We start from the raw sequence: 26,940 nt of genomic DNA, 5'->3' as shown, positions 1-26,940 counted from the left end.
CATCACACAAGTCTATCGAATTGCCCGTTTTGCTTCTGGGGTTGTTTAGCGGAGAAAAAGCCGTGACAACACTTTTACAGCCAGTCCTCGATACTTCAATATAATCAGATTACGGGGTAACCATGTTGGCGATGTGAGTACGGTTTTCGCCTTGGAGAAAGTCCTGAAGCCTTCCTCCCCATGATATTGGCCAATACCTGACTCACCAATGCCACCAAAGGGTGCATCATCAGCCGCAACATGAAGTAGCGTATCGTTAATTGCCACTCCACCGCTATGTGTCTGCTCGATAACTTGCTGTTGAAGCACCTTATCGTTAGACATCAGATAGAGAGCGAGGGGGCGAGGTCTTGCATTGATAAAGGCAAACACTTCGCTTAAATGGCGATAACCGATCACAGGCAGTATGGGACCAAAAATTTCCTCCTGCATCACCAGCATCTCTGGTGTCACACCGGTGACCAATTGAGGCAACATCTGATGCTTCTCTAACTCAACACCATCAATCGAGTGTACGGATGCCCCTAAATTTTTTGCATCTTGAACATAGCTTTGTAAACGTAACCATTGCGTCTCATTGATGATTTGTGTTGCCGAATCCAATCGACCTTTGCGGACATAGAGCTGAGAATATCTCTCCAGATAGCACTCGATAAACGAGAGTTCTTTCCCTTGAGGCACCATTACATAGTCTGGAGCGACACAGATTTGCCCAGCGTTAATCGATTTACCTAAAATGACAGCATCGACCGCTTTGCTCATATCTGCATCATCGGCAATTATTGCGGGAGATTTTCCTCCCAGTTCTAATGTCACCGGTGTCAAATTACGAGCGGCTGAAGCTGCAACCAATTTACCGACCTTGGTTGAGCCAGTAAAAATAAGGTGATCAAACGGCAGAGACGAAAAGTACTGAGCAATATCAGCGCCACCTTCTACTGGTCGAACATATTCACCAAACTGAGCAAAAATCTCACTTAATACTTGATTGGTATGCGGCGTGTGTTCACTTAGCTTAACTAACACTCGGTTACCTGCCGCCAAAGCAGTGATAATTGGTGCGATACTAAGCACGATAGGAAAATTCCACGGCACTATTACACCAACAACACCAAGAGGCTGGTATTCGACACGCACTTTTGAAGGCATTAGCAGCAAGCCTGAATGACGTTTACTTGGTTTAAGCCATTTTTTAAGATGCCGAATCGTATAGTTAATGTGTCCAACTGCAGGTAACAGGTCACAAATTAACGAATCAAAATCACTGCGATAGCCATAATCTTGATGTAAGGCATCAACCAGAGCTCGCTTGTTGTTGAGTAACTCTGACTTGATACTCTTTAGAATGTCCAGCCTTTGCTCAAGTTCTGGATAAGGGTTGGTAGAGTAATGCGCTTGAACTTCCGCAAACAGGTGCTGCAGTTCCTGCTCCGTTTTGACATGTTCCTTATGCCAACGATTAAGGTCTACGACTTTTTCCATATTAGTAGCCAACAGGTATTATCATGATTTCTGGCTTAATATTAGTCAGTTTTGACCATAATGTCCCGTACTGAAGCACTTTTTTGCCTTATCAACATTGAGTCATTGGCGAGAAAACAAGCAGCATCACGGAACTCTTCGTGGGGGTCAGGAGCATGTTCATCGTAATGCTGCTTAAACTTAACTAACTACCACTCATTAGAGCGAGTAGCGATAACAGCGCAAGTCTCTCTATCGTCCTAGAGCAACGGTTCAATCGCTGCTGATAAAACGCCAATAGAGGTCCAGCCTCTGATTGATGGTTCATAGATATCCCTCTCGGTTGACCCATTAAGTTTGCTGCTTAATAGGGAAAACAAAAAGAGCTTATATTTAGTTTCTTTTTTCCCATTAAGACTCAAGAACAGCAAATAAAATCAAATATCTGTGGATTACAGACTAAATAGGGAACAAAATAACCATACAAATTGCTTGTTATCTTGTTTGAGAGCCACTTGTGTCCGATCTGAACCTACTTCGCTACTACCAGCGTCTGACGCCCCTTGGCGTCGGCGTCGAAATCAAAACCGCTTTGCCTGCGATAGCAGAGGCTCTATACACCAGTCCTCGGCATGCACGAAATCTCCTGAATAATATGCAGCAGCTAACTTGGTTAACTTGGGCACCTAAAGTTGGTCGAAATCAACGTTCGACATTGATTCTTAATCTCTCAGTAGACGAACTCAAAAATCAGTTGGCGATAAAAAGAATATTGGCAGGAAAATATGAGAAGGCTCTGGCAATACTAGATGACGATCAAACCGCCTTCGGTCGACTGCTACAAAGCACCTCTGGAGCATCGTTTCGTCAAGGGCAGTTACATATCCAGCTCACCTATAAACGTCCATTTGAACGATTGGTTCCTCATCAGTTACAACGCTCAAGTGAACGTTACTTATTGCGACAAATATACTGTTGTTTAGTCGCGAGTACCGCTGACGGGGTACTAGAACCGCAACTGGCTCATCACTGGCAATACAACGAGCAGACACTGGAATGGTCTTTTTATCTCAGACCTAGCCTCACTTTCCACAACGGAACGCCGATTGATGGAAAAACCGTCGTTGAGCTGTTTAATAAACTCAGACAACTTGAAGACTACCGTAGCGAGTTGAGCCATTTAGAGAGTGTGTCCTGTGCTGGAAACAACAAAATCGTGTTTAAGCTGACCACTCCAGATCAGGGATTCGGTGGTTTAGTTTCCGGTGTAAAATACTCTATCCAACCGAGCGAACAGGTCAATAACGCTACCAATAAAATGATTATCGGTTCCGGCCCTTTTGAAGTGATCGAACACTCTGATGCTCGTCTAAGTTTACAAGCATTCGAGCGCTACTACGCATGCCGTGCACTTACAGATAATGTCACGATATGGCATCTGGATGAGAGCGAACTGTCCAATAAACAGATACAAACCAATCAGCCCGGAGCGCAATCTGATCAGCATTGTAACTACTACGTATCCCATGCAGTGAGCCAAACCGTAGAAAGGGATGTAAAACAGAGCCGTACAGAAGACGGATGCATGTTTATTCTCTTCAACCAATGTGCTGATACAGTGCTTAACGATAGCCAGCGTCGCTTCCTTTCTAGCTATCTAACGCCAGATAAAGTGCACGACTATCTCAAGCAAAGCGAGCGTTTATTCGGCTGCGAAATCGCACATAACTTACTGCCTATGTGGCACAAAATCACTCGCCCAGCGACGGCTGAAGTGGCTTTACCAGATAAACTCACCATCGCTATCTATGATTACAGCTCATTGAAAAATTGTGCCTTGGCCATTCAACACTTACTCAAACTAAAAGGTATTGAGGTCACTATTAACACCTATAGTTACCGCCAACTAACGGCACTTTCTACGTCAGGTCAACTTTCTGAATCCATCATAGTGACCAACATTAACCTTGACGACAACCGACATGCGTCAGCCTTTAACAGCTTGTACCATAACCCCATTATTCAGCGTTGCATTGGAGAACAATCAAAACGTTGGTTAGTCGAAAGCCTGAACGAACTTCGTTGTCAAACGGCGTTAGATGAGTACCTAAACGCACTCGAACCTATCGCATCAGCCCTCATCAACCAATACTGGCTATCACCGCTCTTCCACCATCGCCAAACATTACGTTTTCAGGGGGTTTTGAAAGATGTGGCGCTAACAAACTGGGGCTGGCCAGATATAAAAAATGTTTGGTCCGCAGACTAATCCGAAATCGCCGGATCACAATACAAAAGAATCTCTGCCGATTGACTAAAATCACTTGTCTAGTAGACAAACTGATGTAAGTTAACGGTTCTGTCTTGCCTAAGAGCACACACTACAAACCTTAATTATGCAAAAGCCAAACATTAGATTTGTTGCCGCCGATATGGATGGCACACTCCTTGATGAAAATAGCCAACTAAACCCAACATTTTACGATATATACCAACAGCTTGAAGATAAAGAGATCATCTTTGCCGCAGCATCAGGCCGTCAGTATTACAGCCTGATAGAAACCTTCGCTCCAATCAAAGATCGTATGATGTTCATCGCTGAAAACGGCACTTTGGTCATGCATCAAGGTCAGGAGCTTTACAGCTGTGAGATAGACAAACCATCTATAGCCGCCATCATTAAGCAAGCTCGAGCTATTTCAGGAGCGCACATCGTGCTGTGTGGGAAGCAATCGGCCTATATTGAAACCAACGATCCCCGCGCACTAGAAGAGTTCGCAAAATACTATCACCGCTGCCAGTATGTTCCCGATCTACTGCTTGTTGATGACGACTTTATCAAAGTGGCAATTTGTCATTTCGACGGAACGGAAGAGTTGGTATTTCCAACCTTCGACCAAGCATTCGGCAACAGCCACCAAGTCGTTGTCAGTGCAAAAATCTGGCTGGATGTAATGAATGCACAAGCATCGAAAGGGGCTGCGATTGAACACTTACAGCAAACCCTAGGCTTTACTCACCAGCAAACCATGAGTTTTGGTGATTACCTCAATGACCTAGAGATGCTAGAAGCCAGCTACCATTCTTACGCAATGGACAACGCGCATCCTAGAATCAAACAAATTGCCCGCTTTGCTGCACCATCTAACCGTGAGGCTGGTGTATTAACGGTTATACAACGTGAGCTGCTTGACTAAGCGAGTCTTGGTAAAGCTCCAGTGGTAAGCCATCCGGATCGTTGAAGAAGGTAAATGATTTACCAGTAAATTCATCTATCCGGATCGGTTCACATTCAACACCCTGTGCCGCTAGGTAATCGACGTAACCCTCTACCGATTCGACCCGAAACGCCAAATGTCTGAGTCCCTGAGCTTCTGGTCTCGAAGGCCTTGACGGTGGATTTGGAAATGAAAATAACTCAATTTGACTACCGTCTGGCAAAGCAAGATCAAGCTTATAAGAGTTTCGTTCTGCGCGATAGTTTTCCGCAATCACGGCCAATTTGAGTACATCGACATAAAACTGTTTAGATCTTTGGTAATCAGAGCAGATGATGGCGACATGGTGTATACCTTTTAATTGCAATGTAGGCATCCTTATTTGTATCTAAACCTTCAGTCAATCACGAGTGAACCATCTGGATTGAATTGCCAGCAGTCACCGTAAGCGACTTACATAGTGCACTTTTCTAGTGCTATTGCAATCTCACAAGAGCCGTTTCAGAACGCACTGAAATCGCGTGCGCGCTAACCCTTTGTCGATTGTTCGTCAAGCAGGTCAACAGGTAACTTTTATTTACCGCAATAAAGTGCAGGATATTGATAAAATGGTAAACTTTAAGTCTAATTGTCTTTTTAGTGAGCTGTATAAGTTTTAATGAAGCATCTTTGGTCTCTTTTAACCATTCTATTCGCTATCGGCAGTGTTGCTCACGCACAAGCGGCTTGTAACATAGAGTCAGAGCATGATTTTCTCCATTCGAATATCTCCGTTAAGGAGCGTTCGATGCTGACATTTTACTATTCCTCCTTGTGTCAGCCGGGGCTCGTTGATCTCAAAGATATTTCCTTGCCTGATAACGCTTCGCCTCAGGCCCAAGCGTTGTACTACTTTGGCCTGCATAATCTAAGTAGATACGAAGGCATCGCCGTGCCTAATGGTCCGGATATGTTAGCGCTTGGTATCGAATCAAAGATTGAATGGATTAGCGCAGAAGCCAAGCTAATCAAAGCCATCAAACTGATTGACTCCGATTTACTTATTGAGGGTGAATCGCTGCTTCATGAAATTGTCCCTGTAGCGGCAGATATCGGCTATAAACGCCTACTTGCGCGAACTTATCGCTGGCTGGGCAACGTTAATGTGCAGCAATCGGATGTAAAAGCGAGCTTAAAGTACTACAAAATGGCGTTCGAGTTGATCACAGAAATTGGTGACAATTTCCAGACAACGATGACGCTTAACAATATCGCCACCGTCTATATGATGGCGGGCCAGTGGCACAAAGCGCATAACTACCTTAAACGGGCACTCGATCTCTACAAAATCAACCATTACGACAACAGTTTGTTTGAAGCGATTCTTTACGCCAATTCGAGCACGACTTACTTCGCGCTCGGTGAACATTCCAAAGCGACAACCTATATGGAAATGGCGCTTACCGACGCCGATCAGACGGGCTCAAGTCGCATAAAACTTTCTACTCTTGCTGATATTTCCATGCAGTATGCAAAGGTTGGTCAGACGACCGAAGCGTTAGACATGGCGCAGCGTTGTGTCGATGTATCTCAAGAATCCGGCAACACTGACCACATGTTAGCTAACTGCTATGAAGCGTTTGCGACTGCGTTTTTGGCCGAGAAGAACTACTCTCAAGCCATCCACTATGCACAAAAGGTACTGGATATACTGAGTGACTCAGAAAGCGATGAAGTCGTGTGGGAGATGGACATTCTAGGTAAGCTCGTTCAAGCATACGAAGCTCAGGGGGACTACCAACAAGCGCTCAATTATATGAAGCGCGAATCCTTGGTGCGACAAATTTTCTATCGTGAGACCTACAGCGAAGAGATATTGAGTGAAAAAAGTGCGCTAGAACGCCAACTCAATAGCCGTGAAGTGGAACTGTTAGAAGCACAGAATGAATTGCAAGACATCACGTTAAAAGAGCAACGTGCGCGAGAGATCCTTTACCTTACTCTGTTTGGCATTTTGGCTTACTTTTCTCTACGTGGCATCCTTCGTCTCAGAAAAGCAAACGCAGTGCTAAAGAGCCAGAATACCACCGACTCTCTCACTGGCGCTTTCAACCGACGTTTTCTTGATGAGTGGCTTGAACAACAGTCAGCACTGAAAAGCAAAACTCAATATCTCGTCAGCATTATCGATATCGACCATTTCAAAAACTTCAATGATCAATTCGGCCATGAGGTTGGGGACTCGGTATTGCGCGAAACGGTGCGCGTGTTACAGGCTAAACTCAGAAAAGACGACTTACTGGTTCGCTGGGGAGGAGAAGAGTTTATCCTCATCATGCCACTAGAGAGTACCAATATGGTCAATGATACTTTAGAGCGCCTGAGAACGACCATCGAACAACACGAGTTTCTGTACCAGCAACACACGTTTAAAGTGACAATCTCTTTGGGCGCGTCTATTAGCGATGCAGAAAACATCCAGTCTGACTGGGAATCGATCTTCGCCAAAGCTGACTCGGCGCTCTATCGCGCTAAAAATGGTGGACGCAACCAATACTCCATCGACCCTGAATACACATCGGTTGGATAACGCATTGTTTGCAGACAAAAAAATCACCTTCGCCACCGCCAACTTGTTCAACTTTGTTGAGCCCCCGAACGCATTTTATGATTTTGAAAACATCTATGAGCACCAAGCGTGGCGTGAGAAAAAACGCTGGACGCAGCATCAGTTAACTCAACTCAATGCTGACATAGTCGGGCTACAAGAAATATTTAGTATCGCTGCGGCGCAACAGATGATGGAACAGCTCGGCTACTCCTATTTTGCGACGGTGGAAACCCCTACAGTTGAACAAGACTATATCTATTCCAAACCCGTTGTCGCTATTGCGTCAAAATACCCCATCACTCAGGTTAATCCAGTCAGTCCTATCAGCGAAATTGCATTGGATTATCAGACCCAGATTCCGAGTTTTAGCCGTCAGCCGGTTCAAACCATTATCCACGTGCCGGAGATTGGAGACATCGCAGTCTACGTCTGCCATCTAAAATCGCAGCGTGCGACGGAAAGCCGCTCTCCTGAACGAGATCTGCCCTTAGTCGGTCGCTGGCTTTCCAGTCAGCAGCGAGGTTGGGAAGCGCTGATGCTTCGCTTGTTTATGCAACGCGAGTATCAGCACAGCCCTCGACCAACGGTGTTGTTAGGTGACTTTAATCAAGCCATATCCAGTGATATTACTGGGCTGCTCACAGAGCAAGTTGAGCAACCAGACAGCGCTCTGACACTTGAAGATAGCTGGCAACTGTTCAACTTAACCCGTCCCAATGCAGAACGAAAAGCCACGCACTACCACTTTGCCAACGGCAATGTACTCGACTACATTCTTTTGTCACAGGAGTTTCAACCTCACAGTCCCTACTCTCTCGCAGACGTAACGGACTATTTGGTCCTAGACAAGCATCTAACCAACCCACACTTCGAGCTTGATAAGCAAGCCAGCGATCACGCCTTTGTCGCCACAACGGTCAGGTTTATCCTTTAGCCCACCTCTCCTACGAGCGTATATCGCTGCGTAACACCGCTCTCATTAACAAAATCATCATCGTGACTAACCAGAATGAAAGCGCCCTGATAGCTTCGTAACGCCTCAGCCAGCAACTGTTTTGAGTCTAAATCGAGATGGTTATCTGGTTCATCAAGTAACAATATTGGCGATTGTGGCTGGTGACTGGCGAGCACCGTTAACTGGGTCGCCGTTACTTTCAATCGAGTTGCTTGATAGAAATGCGATTTTTAAACTCAAAGACCTTCTCTGCGCAAACATCGATGCAACGGCCACAACTGATACAGTTTTGATCCATCACTCGGCGATCCCCTTCTTTTAATGGCTGACGTAATACATCTGGTTCAGGGCAAACGTAATAACAATCCATACACTTGGTACACTGTTCTCGCTTGACCGCCACGACACGCAATAAGCTTTTTCGGCCAATCGAACCATAAGTTGCACCAAGCGGGCAAAGATGACCACACCAACCATGTTCAACTAACAGAAGATCGAGTACGAAAACCAAGCCAATCAAGACCCAACCCGCACCAAAACCGAACACCAAACCACGATGCAAAGCGGCGACAGGGTCAATCCAGGCCCAAAGTACGCTGCCCGAAAGTGCACTGCCAATAAGTAATACTGGGATCAACCAGTAACGAATGGTCGATGACCAGCGAAAGCTGGATTTAAGATTCAGCTTACGGCGCAAAAAAGCGGCGAAGTCGGTCACCATGTTCAAAGGGCAGACCCAGCCACAAAATGCACGTGGACTCAAAGCCGCATAAAAAGCGACCACAACCAAAACGCCGATTAAGGCGGTTGCCTCAGGTAAATGACCGGCAGCTATCGTCTGCATCATGATGAGTGGATCACTCATTGGCACCACGTCAAATAAAATGCTGGATGACAGGTTTCCTTTGAGCACTCCTAGAGTAGGCCCCGCCATAAACAGAGCCACAATAAGCAGTTGGCAACATCGACGCAGAATTAAAAAGCGGTGAGCTTGCCACCAGCCAAGTTTTCGCACAGCTTCTTTACCGGCGTTCTTTGCTAGGTTCTTAGCCATTACAACTTACCCCCCAAGGTTTCGAGGGCTTCGTTTGGCACCTCGGGCGCACTGTTTTCAAGTGTTTTGTTGATCTCTTCCCATCCCAATTGGTAGTGAGCTCCCATCTTGCCTTTTGCCAGTTCAGTGGGAATGATCTTGATTGCAGCAATCTCAGTGACGCAAGCTTCTTCGCATTTTCCGCAGCCTGTACATTTGTCTGAATGAACGGTTGGAATCAACTTGGCATGATAACCGGTACGTTCATTGCGCACGTGTTCAAGCGTTATCGCCTCATCAACAAGCGGGCAAACTCGATAGCAGACATCGCAACGTAAACCTTGCCAGTTGAGGCAACTTTCGTGGTCAATGAGTACCGCGGTACCCATTCTTGCATCATCGATGTTGGTCAAATTAGGATCGAGGGCACCCGTCGGACAAACCGGCACACAAGGAATGTCTTCACACATCTCACATGGAATGCTACGAGCGGTAAAATAGGGTGTTCCTGACTCTACAGGAGATAACAGAGTGGCCAGTTTCAATGTCTCATAAGGGCAAGCCTGAACACACAATCCACAGCGAACACACGCTTTTTCAAACTCACCCTTTGGCAAAGCACCTGGCGGACGAATCGGAACACCTGTGCCATCTCTTGCCTGACTTTGCATTGACTGCAACCCCAATACACTTGCCGCAGCTCCAACACCGGCTGCTGTCCGAACAGCATCACGCAAAAACCGACGTCGGCTCTCTGATGTTTTTGATTTAAACCCACACATGATTCACTTCCTCACACCAGCGGTTTAGCTAGGCTCAACTCTCTTCGTAACCATAGCAATCCTGAAGATAATAGCTGCATTTTCAACACAGTTCGTAGGGTTATATATAACCCTAAAGGGGTGTATCAAACATCTATTGATAAGAATCAACTAACTGAGGAGAGCGACAGCGCATATTGATCAATTAGCACGGAAGCACAATGATGACTTTTGTTCAAAAAAACGCCACACAATGCGTTTTTTGTCACACGTTGTTTCCTTGCCAGGTGTTATCCTTATAAAATGTAAGGCTTTAAAAATTACGCTGTGAGGGTCTTATGATAGAAATCGTAATTGACGGAAAGTTCCGGATTGTGGAAGAGGGTTCTACTCTTCTGGAAGCAGCAAAAGTGTGTGGCGTCGACATACCTTCATTGTGTGGATTAAACAAATCCAAGGCCAAGGTGCCTTGCGACCTGTGTGTCGTCGAAGTGGAAAGTGGCGGCACTCAACGGGCGTGCGAACTCAAAGTTTATCGCGGTCTCAACGTAAAAACCCAATCAGAGCAGCTCAGTGCTCACCGGCGTAAAGCGCTTAACACCATAATGCAAGACCACTACGCTGACTGCGAAGCGCCATGCAAAACCGCTTGTCCTGCTGGTGTCGATATTCAATCTTATCTCTACTTCATTGCCCAGAACGACCATCAAAAAGCGATTGAGGTCATCAAACGCACCCTGCCAATGCCACTCTCTATTGGCCGTGTGTGTCCTGCTTTCTGTGAGAGTGAATGTCGCCGCTCTTTGGTCGACGACTCGATTGCAATCCGCCAACTAAAACGACATGCCGCAGATGCAGACCTTGCTGCGCAAGAATCCTATGTACCGGAGAAAAAACTAGCTAAAGGACTCTCTATTGCTGTGGTGGGCAGTGGCCCTGGCGGTTTGACTGCTGGCTACTATCTCTCCAATGAAGGCTATGATGTGACGGTGTTTGAGTCGATGCCAAAGGCGGGCGGATGGTTGCGCTACGGGATCCCAGAATACCGATTGCCAAAAGCGATCTTAGATAAAGAGATCGAACTCATGTGCCGCAACGGCATGCAGATTCAAACCCGTAAAAAACTCGGCGTCGATTTTACCTTATCTCAGCTAAGCGACGAGTATGATGCAGTCTGTTTGGCTGTTGGTGCGTCATTGGCGGTTGAGATGAACTATCCGGGCAGTGACTTAGCAGGCTGTTATCTCGGCGTCGACTACCTGAAAGATTATGTCACAGAACAACACTACACTACCGGGAATAAGGTCGCGGTCATCGGTGGGGGTAACACCGCGATTGACTGTGCGCGAACCGCTCGCAGAACGGGGGCTGAAACCACGATTATCTACCGCCGAACTCGTGAAGAAATGCCTGCTGAAGAGTATGAAATCGAAGAGGCTGAACACGAAGGCGTACAATTTCTGTTCTTAACGAATCCAGCTCAAAATATTGCGGGCTCAGATGGACGAGTAGAAAAAGTCCAGTTGGAACGTATGGCATTAGGTGAGCCCGATTCGTCTGGCCGCCGGAGACCAGAGGCGACAGGAGAGTTTTTCACCCAAGAATTTGACACCGTAATCGCCGCTGTATCGCAAAAACCAGACTTAAGTTTCCTCGACGACGATTCACTTTCAATCCCACTAACGCGCTGGAATACTTCTCAGTCTGACGACCAAACCATGCACACTGGCACGGGCAATATCTTTAGCATAGGTGATTTTCGGCGTGGGCCTGCAACCGCGGTTGAAGCGGTTGGTGACGGTCGAATAGCAGCTAAAGCCATCGACCTATTTCTCAATGGTGATATGGCTGACATGCCAAAACCTGCCTTTAACTCACGCAAAGAAGAAAAGCTCGCTCAGGTCGATCCTCTCCACTTTGAAAACTTGCAGAAAGTCGGGCGCAGCATTATGCCCGAGCTGACACCCGCTCAACGTGAGCAAAGCTTTGATGAGGTCGAACTCGGTTTTGACAATGATGAAGCAATGAAAGAGGCGGCTCGTTGCCTAGAGTGCGGCTGCCAAGCCAATACCAGTTGTGATTTGCGGGATTACTCAACCGAATATGGTGCGCAACAGAACTTTTCGTTGCCAGTTGAAGTAAAAACACACCAAGACTGGCTCAATCTCCATCACAAAGACACACGACATAAGTTTACAGTTGATCGTAGTTCAGAGTTTATCGAGTTTGATGCCAACCGATGTATCAGTTGTGGTCAATGTATTCAGGCATGCAGTGAACAAGCGGTGCATGGCATTCTCAACTTTGTTCACGACCAAAATGGTCGTCCCGCACTGAGACCAGATGACAGACCGCACTTCGGTTCCAGCCGCCATGGTCGAATCTTGATGGGGGACTCGAACTGCGTTCAATGTGGTGCTTGTATTCAGGCCTGTCCGACGGGCGCTATGGTTGACAGTCGAGATCGCTCACAGGGTCGCGAAGAGTCGCTCAAACATGTCGACACCATTTGTACCTACTGTGGTGTGGGATGCAAGTTAACCATGCATGTTGACGAGAAAGCCAACCGAATTCGCCGCATAACCGGTGCCAATTCTCCAGTGAACCAAGGCATGCTCTGTGTCAAAGGACGTTTTGGTTTCGATTTCATCGGTGATCAAGCTCGCTTAACGACGCCGCTTATCCGTAAAGACGGATGGTTACAACCCGCAAGTTGGGATGAAGCTATTACTCTGATTGCCAGTAAATTTACCGCTCTCAAGCAAGATTTTGGTGGCAATGCACTGGCAGGATTCTCATCAGCCAAAACCACCAACGAAGACAACTATGCCTTCCAGAAATTTATTCGTCGCGAACTAGGGACAAACAACGTTGATCACTGTGCTCGTCTCTGCCATGCGTCGAGTGTCACCGGACTAGAAGCCTCCCTCGGTAGTGGCGCGATGACCAACGACATTCCAAGTATCAAACACTCGGATGTTATTTTTATTATCGGTTCAGACACCACCTCTGCTCATCCGATTATCGCTTCCCATATCAAGCAAGCTATCCGCCACCACGGTGCTCGTCTGATCGTTGCCGATCCCAAACGTATCGATATGGCCGATCATGCTCAGCTCTATCTCGCGCATCGCCCAGGGACAGATGTCATGCTGCTTAACGGCATCATGCAGCAAATCATCAAAAATGGTTGGTACGACCAAGAGTATATAGAAGAGCGTGTTGATGGCTTTGATACCTTGCTTCAAGAAGTGATGTCACCTGCTTATGCTCTGGATAAAGTTGAGCTAGTGACAGGCGTCAGCGGTGAAGACATTTTTGCTATGGCGAGAATGATAGGAACAGCCAAACGAACCGCTGTTTACTACTCGATGGGGATTACACAACACACCACAGGCCATGACAACGTTCGCTCTATCGCCAACTTGCAGCTACTGTGCGGCAACATCGGTATTGAAGGCGGCGGTATTAACCCACTCCGTGGTCAGTCTAACGTACAAGGAGCCTGTGACATGGGCGCGCTGCCCAACAGCTACCCAGGGTATCAGAAAGTCTACAACCCAATGATTCGTCAGAAATTCTCGATCGAATGGAATGCAACTCATCTACCTTCTGAACCGGGGTTAACTCTCACTGAAATCATTGATGGTGCATGCCAGCGTACGGTTCGAGGTCTCTATATCATGGGGGAAAACCCTGTCCTTAGTGACCCAAATCAAGCGCATGTTATCGAAGGTTTGGAGGCGCTGGATTTCTTGGTAGTTCAAGACATCTTCTTAACAGAAACCGCTCACTACGCGGATGTGGTTCTACCTTCATGCTCATTTGCGGAAAAATCAGGCCACTTTACCAACACTGAACGTCGCGTACAGCGTATCAATGCTGCCGTCAAAGCACCAGGAGAAGCCAAAGAGGATTGGTGGATCATCCAACAAATTGCTAACGCGATGGGAAGTGACTGGCACTATCAACACGTCTCTGACATTACCGCCGAGATTGCACGTGTTACCCCTCAATATGCCGGACTGCGCTGGGATGCGATTACCCCTGAAGGCGTTCAATGGCCGAGCAACAAAAACAATCCGAATGGTACTCGCATTATGCATCAGACACAGTTCACTCGCGGCAAAGGTCAGATGGTGGGCGTACCATTCCGCTATGCGGCAGAATTGCCTGACGAGGAGTTTCCATTGGTGCTTACCACGGGACGTGTTCTAGAACAGTTCCATACCGGTACCATGACGCGTAAAACCAAAGGGTTAGATAATCTCGCGGGGCCACGTGCTATGATCAGTGTTCAGGATGCAGAAGCATTAGGTATTTCTAACGGTCAGCGACTTAAAGTCTCGACCCGTCGAGGAGAGATTGAGATAGATGCATTCGTGACAAAACGTATCCAAAAAGGCGTTATCTTTATTCCTTTCCATTTTGTTGAGTCGCCAGTCAATAGACTTACGACCACAGCAACCGACCCCCACGCCAAGATACCAGAATTCAAAGTCGCGGCAGTGAAAGTGGAACCCCTGCCTTTTGAGGCCGCCGTTTAAAGGTTGATAAAGAGAATAAAGCCAACTCACTTGAGTTGGCTTTCATTATGATTAAGCGACTTGGTGCAAGAGGACCGCAGTGCCGATACGTGCCCAATCGGATGGCCTAACGCCATCGCACTTCCATCCACATTGGTTTTATCATCAAACCGAGCTTAAGCTGCCAAGGAAATTGCCAATTGGAGTACGTTTTGCTGCGACGATATAGACTTTATTGTTCATCTTATAGCACCAACCCACCATCAATTTTCAACACTTGCCCTGTGATAAAACTTGACTTGTCACTGGCAAGAAACTCGACACCATTGGTAATGTCTTCGGTGGTTCCCATTCGGCCAAGAGGCGTTTTCTGCTTCATTAAATCGAGTACCTTGTCTGGCAGATTTTCCGTCATTGGTGTCTGAATAAAGCCTGGAGCCACACAATTAGCTCTAACCTGAGCCCCTTTGCGAGCAAACTCTTTGGCCCAACTTTTTGTCATTGCAATTACGCCACCTTTTGACGCTGCGTAGTTGGTTTGACCAATATTGCCATCGGTGCCGACAACCGAAGACATGGTGACAATCGATCCATAGTTATTTTCAATCATCAGTGGCGCAACCGCTTGAGTTAGGTTGAACACGCCTTTTAAATTGACATCGATTACAAAATCCCACTCTTGCTCGGTCATTTTCTCGATCAGCGCATCACGCGTCACGCCCGCATTATTAATCAAGACATCCACTCTTGAATGACGTTCTTTCACCTGAGCGATAAAGGCTGCAATCGCCTGACGATCACAGATATTGAGCACGACAGGCTCTACATTGTCACAATGGTTAAACGCTTCAGATAACCCTTGCGCATTCATATCCAGCGCGTACACGCACTTGGCTCCATTTTGAGAAAAACGTTCAGTGATAGCCCGACCTATGCCTTGGGCGGCACCCGTTACGATGCAAATTTTGTTGTCAAACATGTCCTTATCCTTTGTATACAACGAAACATTAACTGACGAAGCTGAACTGACGGCTAGTTCGCCTTACTGCTTATTATGAACTCAAATTGTGTTCGAAAGATGGCGTTATGCATAAGTTTTAATGACGGACTCACTATGGGTTTTCTGGTTTCCCAGTGTCGCCTATGAATAATATGAGCCACGAACCAAACCTAAAAGAATCCTCGTTGGCTTAATTATTCTTGCCCCTTGAGCTACTGTATTGATTTTCCTATCAGAACCGATACAATCCCCTCGCTATATTAGCAAACGTTTAATTTATTCTCAGGGCGGGGCGAAATTCCCCACCGGCGGTATTCCCCTAGCCAATTTTGACATTGGGGTGAGCCCGCGAGCGCTCGATACGTCGAGGTCAGCAGATCTGGTGAAAACCCAGAGCCGACGGTTATAGTCCGGATGAGAGAGAATGAAAACACACCACGCTAGCCCTTGCTGCTGTGGTGCATTTCGTTTTGGCTGTGACTTTTCATGTCGCAGTACTCATGCATGCCCTGATTCTGGTGATATTTAGGAGTTAACCATGAATCAGTCATCACTACTAGCCGAATTCGGCGACCCAATCACACGCGTTGAACAAGCACTCATTGCCCTCAAACAAGGCCGAGGTGTACTGCTGCTTGACGATGAAGACCGTGAAAATGAAGGCGATATTATCTATTCCGTCGAATCGCTTACCACTGCACAAATGGCATTGATGATTCGCGAGTGTAGCGGGATTGTCTGTCTTTGCCTGCCAGAAGATCAAGCGGATCGTTTAGAGCTAACCCCAATGGTCAGCAATAACAACAGTGCCAACCAAACCGCCTTCACGGTTTCAATCGAAGCAAAAGTCGGTGTCACCACTGGCGTTTCTGCTCAAGATCGCGTAACGACGATTAAAACGGCTGCAAACCCTCAGGCAAAACCATCGGATTTGGCACGTCCAGGCCATGTGTTCCCTCTGCGTGCACGCAAAGGTGGCGTTTTGGTCCGTCGTGGACACACAGAAGGTACTATTGACTTGATGCAAATGGCAGGGCTCCAGCCTGCTGGTGTGCTTTGCGAAGTCACCAATCCTGATGGAACAATGGCCAAAACAGCCGAGATCGTTGCCTTTGGTAAACTGCATAATATGCCTGTTCTGACCATCGAAGATATGGTGATGTACCGCCAACAGTTCGACCTAAAGCTTGCATAAAATCTGATTGCCAAGCCCATCGTTTGGGCTTGGCTTACAAAAGTCTTATCGCCAAAACCCTCAGCCGCTATCTTTTCTAAAATCAGTCATATTTCGCATCTCTATACTTCTAGGACTAAACTTTTATCTTAGTGATATCTCAAAGGATAGAGGGTCGAATGGACGAGGAACAAAACTCAAACGATGATTTGCTGGTCATTATTGAAGATGAGCCAGTTACGCTTGACACAACGTCTCCGAAACTAACTTGGCGAGTACTGATCGTTGACGATGATCCTGATCTCCATCATGCGACGACGTTATCCCTAAAAGACATCATCATCGAAAACCGCCCAATCGAGTTCCTTCACGCCTATTCCGCTGCGGAAGCAGAACAGGTACTGAGTCATGAAACGGATATCGGTGTGATACTGCTTGATGTCGTCATGGAAACCGACCGCGCAGGGCTTGAGTTGGTCGAAACCATTAGAGAAAAACTGCATTTAAGCGCGTTAAGGATCATTCTTCGTACAGGTCAGCCAGGCTATGCTCCTGAAATGGAGACCATTCAGCGTTATGACATCAACGACTATCGCACCAAGCCTGAACTGACTCGAATCCGCCTCTTTACCATTCTGACCAGCGCCATCAGAGCCTATCAACAGATTTGTAATCAACATACCATGCGCCAAGGCTTAGAGAAGGTGGTCAAAGCGAGCACTGAACTCGCCCACTATCATGGCATGCGTATGTTTGCAGAGGGGGCAGTAAAACAGATCAGTGCCATCATTCAGATAGAACCCGATGGCTTAATTTGCGTTCAGGAAAGTCTATCGGATTGCGCTTCATCTTCCGCGCAGATCATCGCAGCAGCTGGCCGCTACCAACCGTATGTTCAGTCTCCAATAGAGCAACTGGACTCACACAACATCCGCGACCGAATCCTAACTTGCCTTGAAAAACGTGAAAATCAACTTGAAGATGGGCTAACTCTCTATTTTTCCACAGAACATGGCAGAAAATTGGCCGCTTATGTGGATGTGAATCGCCCTTTAGAAAGTGTGGATCAGCATCTTCTCGAAGTGTTGTGCGCGAATCTGTCGGTTGGTTTTGACAATGTCTTGCTTTATAACCGTCTTGAGCAGCAAGCATTCACCGATCCTCTGCTCAACATACCCAACCTAAACAGCCTATTGCAGTATCAACTTTCCTCCTCTCAATCGGAGCATTCACAAGTCATGGCTCTGATTGACATTGATGACTTTTCCGTTTTCAACGACAGTTTCGGTCACAAACTAGGAGATGATCTACTCATCGCAGTTTCCGAACGACTTAGCCACGCTTTTCCAAACTGTTTTCTATCAAGAGTTGGCAGTGATGTATTCGCCATCATTGGTTCGCAAAAAGAGGTCACCGACTTGACCATCAGCAACGTTTTCCAATGTAACTTCACGGTTGATGACCAACCTTTCAAGGTAATGGCAAGCATCGGGCTGGTTGAACTCTGCCAAGGCGAACAACTCTCCGAACGTTACAAAGATGCCCAAGTCGCGCTGAAACAGGCCAAAATGCATCATCGCGGTGCTGCCATGACCTTTTCACAGAACATGGGGCAAAATGCTCGCGACAGGATGCAACTTCTTATCGAACTTAAACAGGCACTGGAAGAGAATGCCCTTTTTCTGATGTATCAGCCAAAGTACAACCTCAACACACTCGAGTTAACTGGCATCGAGGCCTTGCTTCGCTGGCGCAATAAACATGGTGATCTTGTTCCACCGGATCAGTTTATTCCCCTCGCAGAACAGTCTGGGATGATGGTGAATATTGGCGCGTTTGTTATCGAACGAGCCTGTCAACAGTTTAACCAACTGCTCAATAGTGTCGGCACTCAGATAACCATGGCGATCAACATATCTCCAACCCAACTTGATGAGCCAGAGTTCGTCCATCTACTCGAATCCAGTCTCAAACAGCATGCCATTGCACCGCAGCAAATTGAGTTAGAAATCACGGAAACCATTGCTGCTAAAAACCTATCTGCATTGTGCGACGTGCTTAATCAAGTGCGTGAGTTGGGTTGTAAGATCGCAATAGACGATTTTGGCACAGGTTTCTCTTCACTCAGTATTCTGCATAAATTACCTGCAACGCGTCTGAAAATAGATCGTTCATTTGTCGATGCGATGGAAGAAGATTGCAGCATCGCGAAGATGATCGTCAACCTCGGTCAAACGTTAGGTTTGCAGATCACAGCGGAAGGGATTGAGACCTCTTTTCAACACGACAAACTGAAAGCATTTCACTGTGAAGAAGGGCAAGGATGGTTGTTTGCCAAAGCGATGGAAATGGAACAGTTGATAACCTTCGTCTCTCAACCGGACGACAAACAATAAGTGAGCCAGCGATGAATAATCCGGACATCCCACCAGCATCCAACTCTGGTCAATCAACTGACAATGCTATTGCCAGAGTTCACACTCGATCCGCAGCCTTGATTCGTCGTTATCGCGCTATGATTTACGGTGGCCTGATTCTGATTGTACTGCTCACTCTAGGCAACACGTTTTATCTTAGTAACCAGCTCAAATCACAGCTCCTCACACAACAAACGCAAAAAGGAATGGAGTCAATGTTGTCTCTCAACAAGACACTCTCTGTTTCTCTTAACCATATCGACCGCATGCGTGGAACACTGGAAACCGCCTATTTGTATCCCGAGCTTATCCCCCGAGATGGCGCTCTTGAGTACCTCAAGCAGATAACTCAAGACTCGCCTCAAAACGCGCCGTGGGAAAACTTGCCCCCAGACGTGAGACTTAAATTGGGGCAACTTTATGTTCGCTCAAATCCTAGAGATTACACCTTCGACGTCAGTGCATTGCTCACAATGACCAGCGAAGTCGTTTCAACCCATCAGCAATACAGTGATTTTCAGTGGAGCTATTATTACGATGCCAATGAAGTACTGACTTACCTCTATCCTTGGTTAAGCTACCGTGATCTTATGGCAGCGACAGAAACCGACAATATGGACGACACCCTGGATATCATCTTTCAGGCCGGAGGAACCTTTCCACTTAAACTCATTAACCCTAGATCAAACCCGACGAAGCAGAAAGTTTGGACAACGCCCTATATGGATGCGGGGGGAAAAGGCATGATGGTTTCACTGCTGGCTCCTGTTTATCACAAAGAGGACTTTATTGGTGCTGTCGGTACGGATATCACTCTTTCCGTCCTAGATAAAATTCTCACTAAACGACCACTCGACCTCGGTCGTTTAGTGATTGTCGATGACAAAGGCTTAGTGATTGGCGACAGTGATGGAGCCTTGACAGACAAAACAGAGAGTCAGTCTCAACACGGAATTCTGACGTTGATGTCCATTGGCGAAGCCCATCGTGTGATCCATAGCGAGTTGCAAAACGTCTCCGATGGTTATTGGGTCTCTTTCATACTACCCGACACTCCTTGGCGACTCGTTTTAGAACTGACCAACAGCGAAATAAACCAATATGTCTTCGATAGTCTGTTACCCAACTTAATGCTCGCCTCAACCTTTACTGCGCTCTTGTTGTTCGTCGTACTCTACCAGCATTGGAACTTTAGTCAGCCAGCACTGCGCTTAGCGCAATTCGTTGAAGATTTGCCCAGTCAAGAGACCCCTGTTATTCCAGATGTACCTTCTCGCTGGCAAAATTGGTTTAAACGCGCCGCAAACAGGGAACAGGATCGACGCCGCTACTTAGAAACCATCGAGCAACAAACACAAGATCTCGAACGTCGAGTGAATGAACGAACCATAGAACTGGAGCATACGCTGGAAACCTTGAAGGCGACTCAAGAAGAGTTGGTCCGTTCAGAAAAACTCTCAGGGCTTGGTTCTCTGGTCGCTGGTGTCGCCCATGAACTCAATACTCCTATTGGCAATGCGATGATCGTCGCCAGCAGCCTAAAAGATTTTAATCAACAGTTTGTCGAATCCATTCAGCAGGGATTAAGACGTTCAGCACTCGATAGCTATATCAGCAAAAGTACCGAGTCATCCGAAAGTATTGAGCGCAACTTGCGCAGAGCTTCTGAACTGATTTCCAGTTTCAAGCAAGTGGCAGTTGACCAATCGAGTTATCAAAGACGCGTGTTTGATTTGCAAGAGATCGCTCATGAACTAAAAGTTACTATGCTGCCAAGCCTTTCACGTCAACAAATACAGCTCGAAACCGAATGTGAAGAATCAATTAAAATGGACAGCTATCCCGGTCCTCTGACACAGGTTCTGATGAACCTACTCTCAAACGCTTTGGTTCATGCATTCTCAGATCAAGAGCATAGGATGATAACCATTCGCTGCCATTCTGAAGGTCACAATGCCATTATCACAGTTACCGACAATGGCCATGGCATAGCGATTGAGCATCAAAGCAAAATCTTTGACCCTTTCTTTACTACCCGTTTGGGTCAAGGTGGGTCAGGTCTGGGGCTAAATATCGTCTACAACCTTGTGACCGGACTACTTAACGGCAATATTCAAGTGAGCAGTGAACCAGGAAAAGGCAGTTGTTTTACACTGACGCTACCGCTCAATGCACCAAAAAGTGATACTCTCGAGTCCTAAGTTCAATCACCCATTGTGCCTTACACTTATGAAGAGAATTGTTGAGTTAATTACGCAAGATCCTATCAGGGTTGAAGCGTTACGGTGTGCGCGGCATTTGGTTATCAGTCGCTGTTTGAGCTCAAACTCACTCACAATCCCAAGCGATGTAAAACCGTATTTGACCAGCGAGTATCAAGAAAAGGTTGGTTGAATCGCTGGCCAAAACTGACCGTGGTTAGTGACTAGAAATCGATGGAACCGTTGTTGGTAAGACGGTTTGTTGCTGACGGACTTTGTAGGTAAACAACCACAACAGAATCACAGCGACAATCACACCTGCAAATGAGACATATAAGGTCGAATAGTAGTTATACAACTCACCCACAACGCCGACAGAGAGACTGGCCAGCAGCATACTGATACTCAACATGCTTGAGAACAAGGTCGAAGCAGTTCCCAAACGATCACGCATCATATCCTGCAATACAACCATTCCGAGCGTCGCACATACGCCGATAAAGAAGCCATTTAAAATTTGCGCCGCCAGCATAGTGACAAAGGTTTGGCTTGTTAACATCACCATATAGAACACAATTCCCGTCGCCACACCCAGCATCATCAACTTAATCGTACCGACCTTTTGCGCCAAACGTCCCGCCCATAGCATCACTGGGATCTCACACAATGCCGCCGCACCAAATAGAAAACCAAGCCAGTTTCCATCGACTTTCAGCTCCTGAGAAAGATATAGCGGCATACTCGTGATATAGAGGTTGTTCGCCGCAAAGGCGAATACCATCGCAACACAATAGAGCGCAACCAGTTGGTTAACACCTCGGCTGGATGGCTTATCTTGCGATGATTCACCAGAAGGCGCAGTAACTTCACAAGATGGCAATGAGGTTGTGATCACCAGAATGGCAATGGAAACGATCGATGCTGAGACCATAAACGCCGCGCTGAAACCGAAGCTCGCTTTGAGCATAAAGGCAGCAGGAGGGCCAAATACCCAAGCGATGGCGATACCAGCACGCATCGTTGACAGAAACGTCGTACTATCTTCGACATTCTTGTCCGCATACTCTCTTCCCATCGCAAACAGCTGACCAAATGAGGCACCGCTAACACTACCAAACACCGTTGCTATAGTGACTGCCAGCCAATAATCACGAACAAAAACAAAGCTCAGCACAGTGATCAGATAGCAAGATAACGCGACGATAAGAATCGTTTTACGCTGCCAGTTTTTATCCGACTGAGTCGCAATTAACTGTGAGACAATCACAGAGCTTACTACCGCAAGCACCATGTACATGCTCAGCATCATTGGGGATGCGCCTAACTGCTCAACGATAAACAAGCTTGATAGCGGATAAAAGAACGCACCGCACAAGCCTGAAACGAACGCTGTAAAAATAAACAATATTGCCGTTTTGTCTCGATACATACCCAAACGCTCCTATAGCCAACCACTCATATTGAATGGCGTTAGTCTATACAAAGTTATCGAGATTCAATGATGGTATTCGAGCCACATCTAATACAAATCCTTCAACAACAGTTATATCTTTGACAGAAAAACAACACATCGATTACTCTAACTGCCGTTATTGGAGGATGTCAGATGAAGCCGTTTATAGAAAATGTCCTTAACTCGCCCAGTTATGACTGGCTGGTAAGGGAGTATCACTGTCGTGTTAAAAATGAGCAATTCGCCTGCTCATGGCATTACCACGCCGAATATGAACTGGTTCTTTATCTCGACCCTCAGCATGTGTTTAACGGTAACTACTTTGCTGGCGATGCCATCGGGCAAGTGAATCACAACACTCTCCTACTCTATGGGCCTGGGCTACCCCATATGATTACCGGACAGCTGGCAGGCAGTGACGAGAAGCCACACAGCTCGATTATCGTCTGGCTTAAACATCATTGGATAGAGAAACTTCAAGCGGCGATCCCTGAGGCTCGCAATATCAAACGCTTGCTGGAAAATGCCGCCTTTGGTCTAAAATTCAGTGCGCAAACGGCCGAAAAAGTGTCTGCACTATTAAGTGGAATTGAAAGCAGTGAAAGGCACCTACAAGCGCTTAAAGTGATGGAGGTATTGATCCATCTCGCTGATGACAAACAGTCCGAAAAACTGTCTGTAACCCCTTATCGACTCAAAGAGTTATCTGGCGATAACGACGCACACAAACGAGTCGCTATGGCGACACAGTTTATTGAACGCAACTATCAACACGCAGTACGTATTTCCGACCTCTGTAAGGAACTGCATATTAGTGAAAGTTCAGCCTATCGTTTGTTTGAGAAGCACTATGGAGTGAGTTTTTCTGACCACCTAAAACAGTATCGCGTTGGTAAAGCATGTGAACTCCTCGCCAGCTCTTCCACCCCAATTGCCTTAGTCGCAGAGAAGACAGGATTTCAAAACCTATCGAACTTCAATCGCCAATTTCGCATGGTAAAACAGATGACTCCATCGCAGTTCAGAGCGCGTTTTAACTAATTCTATCCCCTCTCTTCTCGCCACAAATAAACATAGATGAATTGCATGCACAACGAATAATTCGTCAAGGCGACTCCATTGAAACATAACAGAATTCAATAACCACAAAGGCCCGATAAGGGCCTTTGTTATAAGCATTCATTATGTCACTGATTTATTAGGTATTGATGAAGGCGATCTTTCATCTCAGCTCGGTTGTGCTTCATGAGATGCATCTCTTCATCACTAATGGGCGAGTCACGCATCTCCAGCTTTCGAATATCTTTGTCGAGAGCATTGTATTCTCTCATCAATTCTGCGAACTCCAGACTCTCTTTTGCTAATGCTTGTATTGTTTGCTTATGTTGTGGAAATTCCTTAAGTAGTGAGTGATCTTCACCGAGCATAGATAACACCTCCTTTTTCGAGAATAAAACAACTGGTTGTTTTTTAACCATAGCAGTTAATGGAATTGATTTATGCGATCTCCCGCACTGAGTAGCAGGAAAAATGGAACCTCATTGCTTTTGATAAAAGTGAGCAAAGTTAGGAATATACTGCTCCCATATTGGCGGTTTTCCTATATGGGCTTCAACTGCCGAGATAAATGCTTTGACCAGTGCCGTTTGTTTACGGTGAGGATAGAGGGCATACAAAGCGAGATCTCCATTGCACAGCGTATACTGTGTGAGGAGAGGGCGTAGCTTCATCTCGACAATCGACCGATTGAGGTTGGAAGACGATATGGTCGCATACCCTAATCCATCCTGTACCGCCGCTATGAGAGTTGCCACGTCATTTACCTTACAGTTTCCCTTCATCTTGTAGTTGAGAAATGTTTCCCCACCCGGCTGTTCACTGAGTCTCATCGTATCAACGATCAATGAACGATTACTGTAAACAACAGAAGGTAGCTTAACCAATTCATCCGGAGTTTTCGGCTGCCCATAACGTTCAATAAACGTATCTGATGCTAAGATAACCGCTCTGATATCAGCAATTTTCCTCGCAATCAGGCTCGAGTCATCCAATCTTCCTAAACGAAATGCGACATCAAAGTGGTCAGAAATAATGTCGGAACGCTTATCATCAAGCAGCAGCTCAATCTCGACATCAGGATAATTTTTAAGAAACTGGGTAATCACAGGTTGAAGATGATTCTGTCCAATATGGAGAGGAGCCGTTACGCGAATGCGTCCCTTTGGTTGTGCATGGTAAGAATCCGCTATCGACTGTACGTGATGCAACGTGCCAACCAAATTCCGTGCTTGCTCTAAGATCTCTTCACCCGCAGGAGTCAGTGAGAAAGAGCGTGTCGAACGATTGAGCAACTGCACACCCAGTTCTATCTCTAGTTTCTTGATTTGTTTGGATAGTGATGAGTTATCCATATCATTCAACGCCGCAGCCTTAGCAAACGAGCCCTGCTGCACGACATCAATAAACAGAGAGAGTTGATTAACCAGTGCCATCTTAGCGCCTTACTTTTGCGAACGTTGCCATTGCACTAACCACTTGTCCAAATGGTTAGCGAACTGCTGGCGATCAGCCTGACTAAGCGGCGCAGGGCCTCCCGTCTGAATACCACTGCTACGCATGGTTTCCATAAAGTCGCGAATATTAAGGCGTGACTTTATGTTCTCTTTGGTAAACATTTCACCGCGAGAACTCAATGCATGACCACCTTTGGTAATAATCTCGTCTGCGAGAGGAATATCGCTGGTGATCACTAAGTCACCGACTTGGCAGCGCTTAACAATTTCGTTGTCTGCGACATCAAAACCAGGTTGTACTTGCAACATAGTCACTTTCGGCGACGCTGGGGTGCGGATAAATTGGTTAGCAACTAAAGTCACCTCGACACCAGTCCTCTGAGAGGCTCGAAATAAAACATCACGAACCACGACCGGACACGCATCTGCATCTACCCAAATCTTCATCAAACTCGATTCCTTAATCTTCTCTAATTAACGCAATCATTAGACCGCAATTTGTTGAAGCATAATAGCGTTATTTAAAGCGTACAGCAGTTCCAGTATCGAAACTAACCTTACTCCCTGCAAATCTTTTTGACTAGAAAGCCCGACAGGCAAACAACCCCATTGCGTTTCGCGCGAGTTGACCCACAAACACGCCAATACGCTCAAAGTAAAAAGCCCCTGAGAGAGGGAGCTACTCAGGGGCTGGTAATAGGTTCACTCGCATTCACCTAAGTGGGAAAGACGCATCGTTAACTGACAAACAACCACACGCCAACTCCCATCATCAATGTTCCGGCAATTCTGTTCATTAAACGGACATTTTGAGAGTGACCCAGTAAGCGTTTCAATCCTTTTCCACCCGTGGCATATAGCGTCATGCAGATAAATTCAAACACTAAGATAATCGAGACGAGTACCACAAGTTGTGGCATGAGATCGGCTTTTTGATCGATAAATGGTGGTAGAAGAGAGATCATAAAAGCCCAACCTTTGGGATTCGCAATAGCAGTGACAAATCCTTGAATCACCAAGTCCCAATCACTTTGTGGTACCGCAGCCTGCTGTTCCAGATTGATCGCGAGTTTGCCTCTTGAACGCCACATCTGGATGCCAAGATAAAGTAGATACCCACCACCAATAAATTTCAGTGCAACGAACAACCAAGGATAGTTGAGCATAACCGCAGCAATACCGACCACCGCCGCTATCGCCACTAATCCAACGCCCACCAGTTCACCCGCCATCATCCACAAGGCTCGTCGGTAACCGATACTCATACCTAATGTTAGAGCAAGCGTCATGCACATCCCCGGAGTAATGGAGACAAAGAAAAAAGTCGGAATAAACATTCCCAGCAAAGCAGTATTCATAGAACCTAGATCGTGAGTAGTAGTAATGCGATCTAACATAATGCAATGTACAGCCAAACACCATACACCGACATAAGCAATAGAGGCACAGAATGTCCCTATCAGTACGAGAAGCGACGTATCGAAAATTACGACTCTAACTGAATAACTCCTGACTATATATGCACTTTTCGACCAACCCTATGACTATATGCATTTGGATTCTCACGTAATGAGAAAGGCTTCTATTTTAACAGCTAGGATTTTCAGTGTTAATTTTGCGATTTTATAGATAATAACT

Annotated in this window: 20 protein-coding genes, 1 pseudogene and 1 riboswitch; of the genes and pseudogenes, 10 read left to right on the top strand and 11 right to left on the bottom strand. The window is 46.4% G+C overall.

All coding sequences use genetic code 11. The features are described 5' to 3' along the window. Positions 1 to 45 precede the first annotated feature (45 nt). Positions 46 to 1,482 (bottom strand): coniferyl aldehyde dehydrogenase, encoded by a 1,437-nt coding sequence (locus ACQEXR_RS00215; RefSeq protein WP_427019571.1) that lies wholly within the window; start codon positions 1,480 to 1,482, stop codon positions 46 to 48. Positions 1,483 to 1,978: 496 nt separating this feature from the next. On the opposite strand from ACQEXR_RS00215, the gene ACQEXR_RS00210 reads away from it, so the two are divergent. Together ACQEXR_RS00210 and ACQEXR_RS00205 are read left to right on the top strand one after the other, a co-directional pair. Then, complete coding sequence (locus tag ACQEXR_RS00210) at positions 1,979 to 3,730, top strand: SgrR family transcriptional regulator (RefSeq protein WP_331417191.1); 1,752 nt, start codon at positions 1,979 to 1,981, stop codon at positions 3,728 to 3,730. 127 nt (positions 3,731 to 3,857) lie between these two features. Next, positions 3,858 to 4,658: a Cof-type HAD-IIB family hydrolase gene (locus ACQEXR_RS00205; protein ID WP_427019570.1), complete on the top strand. Its 801-nt coding sequence runs from the start codon at positions 3,858 to 3,860 to the stop codon at positions 4,656 to 4,658. Here ACQEXR_RS00205 and gloA2 read toward each other — a convergent pair. Continuing rightward, positions 4,633 to 5,046: an SMU1112c/YaeR family gloxylase I-like metalloprotein gene (gene gloA2, locus ACQEXR_RS00200; RefSeq protein WP_138970856.1), complete on the bottom strand. Its 414-nt coding sequence runs from the start codon at positions 5,044 to 5,046 to the stop codon at positions 4,633 to 4,635. The genes ACQEXR_RS00205 and gloA2 overlap by 26 nt on opposite strands. Positions 5,047 to 5,337: 291 nt before the next feature. Here gloA2 and ACQEXR_RS00195 point away from each other — a divergent pair, with 291 nt between their 5' ends. Together ACQEXR_RS00195 and ACQEXR_RS00190 are read left to right on the top strand one after the other, a co-directional pair. Next, positions 5,338 to 7,248 (top strand): tetratricopeptide repeat-containing diguanylate cyclase, encoded by a 1,911-nt coding sequence (locus tag ACQEXR_RS00195; RefSeq protein ID WP_427019569.1) that lies wholly within the window; start codon positions 5,338 to 5,340, stop codon positions 7,246 to 7,248. Between the two features lie 4 nt (positions 7,249 to 7,252). Continuing rightward, the gene (locus tag ACQEXR_RS00190; protein ID WP_331427384.1) at positions 7,253 to 8,203 is read left to right on the top strand and encodes an endonuclease/exonuclease/phosphatase family protein; all 951 of its coding nucleotides are present in this window, start codon (positions 7,253 to 7,255) and stop codon (positions 8,201 to 8,203) included. On the opposite strand, the pseudogene ACQEXR_RS00185 reads toward ACQEXR_RS00190, so the two are convergent. The 3 genes and pseudogenes from ACQEXR_RS00185 to napG form a co-directional block, all read right to left on the bottom strand. Continuing rightward, positions 8,200 to 8,400 (bottom strand): annotated as a pseudogene (locus ACQEXR_RS00185) (AAA family ATPase); the annotation flags it as partial. The gene ACQEXR_RS00190 and the pseudogene ACQEXR_RS00185 overlap by 4 nt on opposite strands. A 23-nt stretch (positions 8,401 to 8,423) precedes the next feature. Continuing rightward, a complete protein-coding gene (gene napH / locus ACQEXR_RS00180; protein ID WP_427019568.1) occupies positions 8,424 to 9,278 on the bottom strand; it encodes a quinol dehydrogenase ferredoxin subunit NapH in 855 nt (284 codons plus the stop codon). Further along, positions 9,278 to 10,039, bottom strand: a complete 762-nt coding sequence (gene napG, locus ACQEXR_RS00175) for a ferredoxin-type protein NapG (protein ID WP_427019567.1) — start codon at positions 10,037 to 10,039, stop codon at positions 9,278 to 9,280. Before napG ends, napH begins: the two co-directional genes overlap by 1 nt. Positions 10,040 to 10,356: 317 nt before the next feature. On the opposite strand from napG, the gene fdhF reads away from it, so the two are divergent. Beyond that, entirely contained in the window at positions 10,357 to 14,565 is a 4,209-nt protein-coding gene (gene fdhF, locus ACQEXR_RS00170; protein ID WP_427019566.1) for a formate dehydrogenase subunit alpha, read from the top strand. 223 nt (positions 14,566 to 14,788) lie between these two features. Here the strand turns inward: fdhF and ACQEXR_RS00165 are convergent, their stop codons facing one another. Then, a complete protein-coding gene (locus ACQEXR_RS00165; protein WP_427019565.1) occupies positions 14,789 to 15,523 on the bottom strand; it encodes a beta-ketoacyl-ACP reductase in 735 nt (244 codons plus the stop codon). A 295-nt stretch (positions 15,524 to 15,818) separates the two neighbouring features. Beyond that, a riboswitch (FMN riboswitch) is annotated at positions 15,819 to 15,974 on the top strand. A 108-nt stretch (positions 15,975 to 16,082) separates the two neighbouring features. Here ACQEXR_RS00165 and ribB point away from each other — a divergent pair. The 4 genes from ribB (at position 16,083) to ACQEXR_RS00145 (ending at position 21,564) form a co-directional block, all read left to right on the top strand. Continuing rightward, the gene (ribB, locus tag ACQEXR_RS00160) at positions 16,083 to 16,739 is read left to right on the top strand and encodes a 3,4-dihydroxy-2-butanone-4-phosphate synthase (RefSeq protein WP_427019564.1); all 657 of its coding nucleotides are present in this window, start codon (positions 16,083 to 16,085) and stop codon (positions 16,737 to 16,739) included. A 158-nt stretch (positions 16,740 to 16,897) separates the two neighbouring features. Further along, positions 16,898 to 19,114 carry a GGDEF/EAL domain-containing response regulator gene (locus tag ACQEXR_RS00155; protein ID WP_427019563.1) on the top strand — a complete coding sequence of 739 codons (2,217 nt, stop codon included), beginning with the start codon at positions 16,898 to 16,900 and terminating at the stop codon, positions 19,112 to 19,114. Between the two features lie 11 nt (positions 19,115 to 19,125). Continuing rightward, the gene (locus tag ACQEXR_RS00150) at positions 19,126 to 21,336 is read left to right on the top strand and encodes an ATP-binding protein (protein WP_427019562.1); all 2,211 of its coding nucleotides are present in this window, start codon (positions 19,126 to 19,128) and stop codon (positions 21,334 to 21,336) included. Positions 21,337 to 21,420: 84 nt separating this feature from the next. Continuing rightward, positions 21,421 to 21,564, top strand: coding sequence for a nucleotidyltransferase family protein (locus ACQEXR_RS00145; RefSeq protein WP_426950795.1), 144 nt, complete (start codon positions 21,421 to 21,423; stop codon positions 21,562 to 21,564). On the opposite strand, the gene ACQEXR_RS00140 is transcribed toward ACQEXR_RS00145, so the two are convergent. Further along, positions 21,554 to 22,765 carry a sugar efflux transporter gene (locus tag ACQEXR_RS00140; protein ID WP_427019561.1) on the bottom strand — a complete coding sequence of 404 codons (1,212 nt, stop codon included), beginning with the start codon at positions 22,763 to 22,765 and terminating at the stop codon, positions 21,554 to 21,556. The genes ACQEXR_RS00145 and ACQEXR_RS00140 overlap by 11 nt on opposite strands. Positions 22,766 to 22,942: 177 nt before the next feature. Here ACQEXR_RS00140 and ACQEXR_RS00135 point away from each other — a divergent pair, with 177 nt between their 5' ends. Beyond that, positions 22,943 to 23,830, top strand: coding sequence for an AraC family transcriptional regulator (locus tag ACQEXR_RS00135; RefSeq protein WP_138970846.1), 888 nt, complete (start codon positions 22,943 to 22,945; stop codon positions 23,828 to 23,830). A gap of 146 nt (positions 23,831 to 23,976) precedes the next feature. Here the strand turns inward: ACQEXR_RS00135 and ACQEXR_RS00130 are convergent, their stop codons facing one another. The 4 genes from ACQEXR_RS00130 to ACQEXR_RS00115 form a co-directional block, all read right to left on the bottom strand. Next, entirely contained in the window at positions 23,977 to 24,216 is a 240-nt protein-coding gene (locus ACQEXR_RS00130) for a YdcH family protein (protein ID WP_138970845.1), read from the bottom strand. A 111-nt stretch (positions 24,217 to 24,327) separates the two neighbouring features. Continuing rightward, a complete protein-coding gene (locus ACQEXR_RS00125; RefSeq protein ID WP_426953175.1) occupies positions 24,328 to 25,281 on the bottom strand; it encodes a LysR family transcriptional regulator in 954 nt (317 codons plus the stop codon). A 9-nt stretch (positions 25,282 to 25,290) separates the two neighbouring features. After that, positions 25,291 to 25,749 carry a YaiI/YqxD family protein gene (locus ACQEXR_RS00120; RefSeq protein WP_331417223.1) on the bottom strand — a complete coding sequence of 153 codons (459 nt, stop codon included), beginning with the start codon at positions 25,747 to 25,749 and terminating at the stop codon, positions 25,291 to 25,293. 290 nt (positions 25,750 to 26,039) lie between these two features. Continuing rightward, complete coding sequence (locus ACQEXR_RS00115; RefSeq protein WP_138970842.1) at positions 26,040 to 26,660, bottom strand: LysE family translocator; 621 nt, start codon at positions 26,658 to 26,660, stop codon at positions 26,040 to 26,042. Positions 26,661 to 26,940 lie beyond the last annotated feature (280 nt).

The sequence above is a fragment of the Vibrio sp. TRT 2004 genome, from assembly GCF_050113735.1.
In the GTDB taxonomy this organism is placed as follows: domain Bacteria; phylum Pseudomonadota; class Gammaproteobacteria; order Enterobacterales; family Vibrionaceae; genus Vibrio.
Note: the sequence above shows the minus strand (reverse complement) of the source record. Positions and strands in the feature narration are given on the sequence as shown.

Bases quoted from the DNA above. Each gene is read 5' to 3' on its own strand.
- ACQEXR_RS00130 (WP_138970845.1), bottom strand. From the start codon at position 24,216: ATGCTCGGTGAAGATCACTCACTACTTAAGGAATTTCCACAACATAAG.
- ACQEXR_RS00150 (WP_427019562.1), top strand. From the start codon at position 19,126: ATGAATAATCCGGACATCCCACCAGCATCCAACTCTGGTCAATCAACT.
- ACQEXR_RS00115 (WP_138970842.1), bottom strand. From the start codon at position 26,660: ATGAATACTGCTTTGCTGGGAATGTTTATTCCGACTTTTTTCTTTGTC.
- ACQEXR_RS00195 (WP_427019569.1), top strand. From the start codon at position 5,338: ATGAAGCATCTTTGGTCTCTTTTAACCATTCTATTCGCTATCGGCAGT.
- ACQEXR_RS00135 (WP_138970846.1), top strand. From the start codon at position 22,943: ATGAAGCCGTTTATAGAAAATGTCCTTAACTCGCCCAGTTATGACTGG.
- napH (WP_427019568.1), bottom strand. From the start codon at position 9,278: ATGGCTAAGAACCTAGCAAAGAACGCCGGTAAAGAAGCTGTGCGAAAA.
- ACQEXR_RS00125 (WP_426953175.1), bottom strand. From the start codon at position 25,281: ATGGCACTGGTTAATCAACTCTCTCTGTTTATTGATGTCGTGCAGCAG.
- ACQEXR_RS00120 (WP_331417223.1), bottom strand. From the start codon at position 25,749: ATGAAGATTTGGGTAGATGCAGATGCGTGTCCGGTCGTGGTTCGTGAT.
- ACQEXR_RS00205 (WP_427019570.1), top strand. From the start codon at position 3,858: ATGCAAAAGCCAAACATTAGATTTGTTGCCGCCGATATGGATGGCACA.
- ACQEXR_RS00140 (WP_427019561.1), bottom strand. From the start codon at position 22,765: ATGTATCGAGACAAAACGGCAATATTGTTTATTTTTACAGCGTTCGTT.
- napG (WP_427019567.1), bottom strand. From the start codon at position 10,039: ATGTGTGGGTTTAAATCAAAAACATCAGAGAGCCGACGTCGGTTTTTG.
- fdhF (WP_427019566.1), top strand. From the start codon at position 10,357: ATGATAGAAATCGTAATTGACGGAAAGTTCCGGATTGTGGAAGAGGGT.
- ACQEXR_RS00155 (WP_427019563.1), top strand. From the start codon at position 16,898: ATGGACGAGGAACAAAACTCAAACGATGATTTGCTGGTCATTATTGAA.
- ACQEXR_RS00165 (WP_427019565.1), bottom strand. From the start codon at position 15,523: ATGTTTGACAACAAAATTTGCATCGTAACGGGTGCCGCCCAAGGCATA.
- ACQEXR_RS00215 (WP_427019571.1), bottom strand. From the start codon at position 1,482: ATGGAAAAAGTCGTAGACCTTAATCGTTGGCATAAGGAACATGTCAAA.
- ribB (WP_427019564.1), top strand. From the start codon at position 16,083: ATGAATCAGTCATCACTACTAGCCGAATTCGGCGACCCAATCACACGC.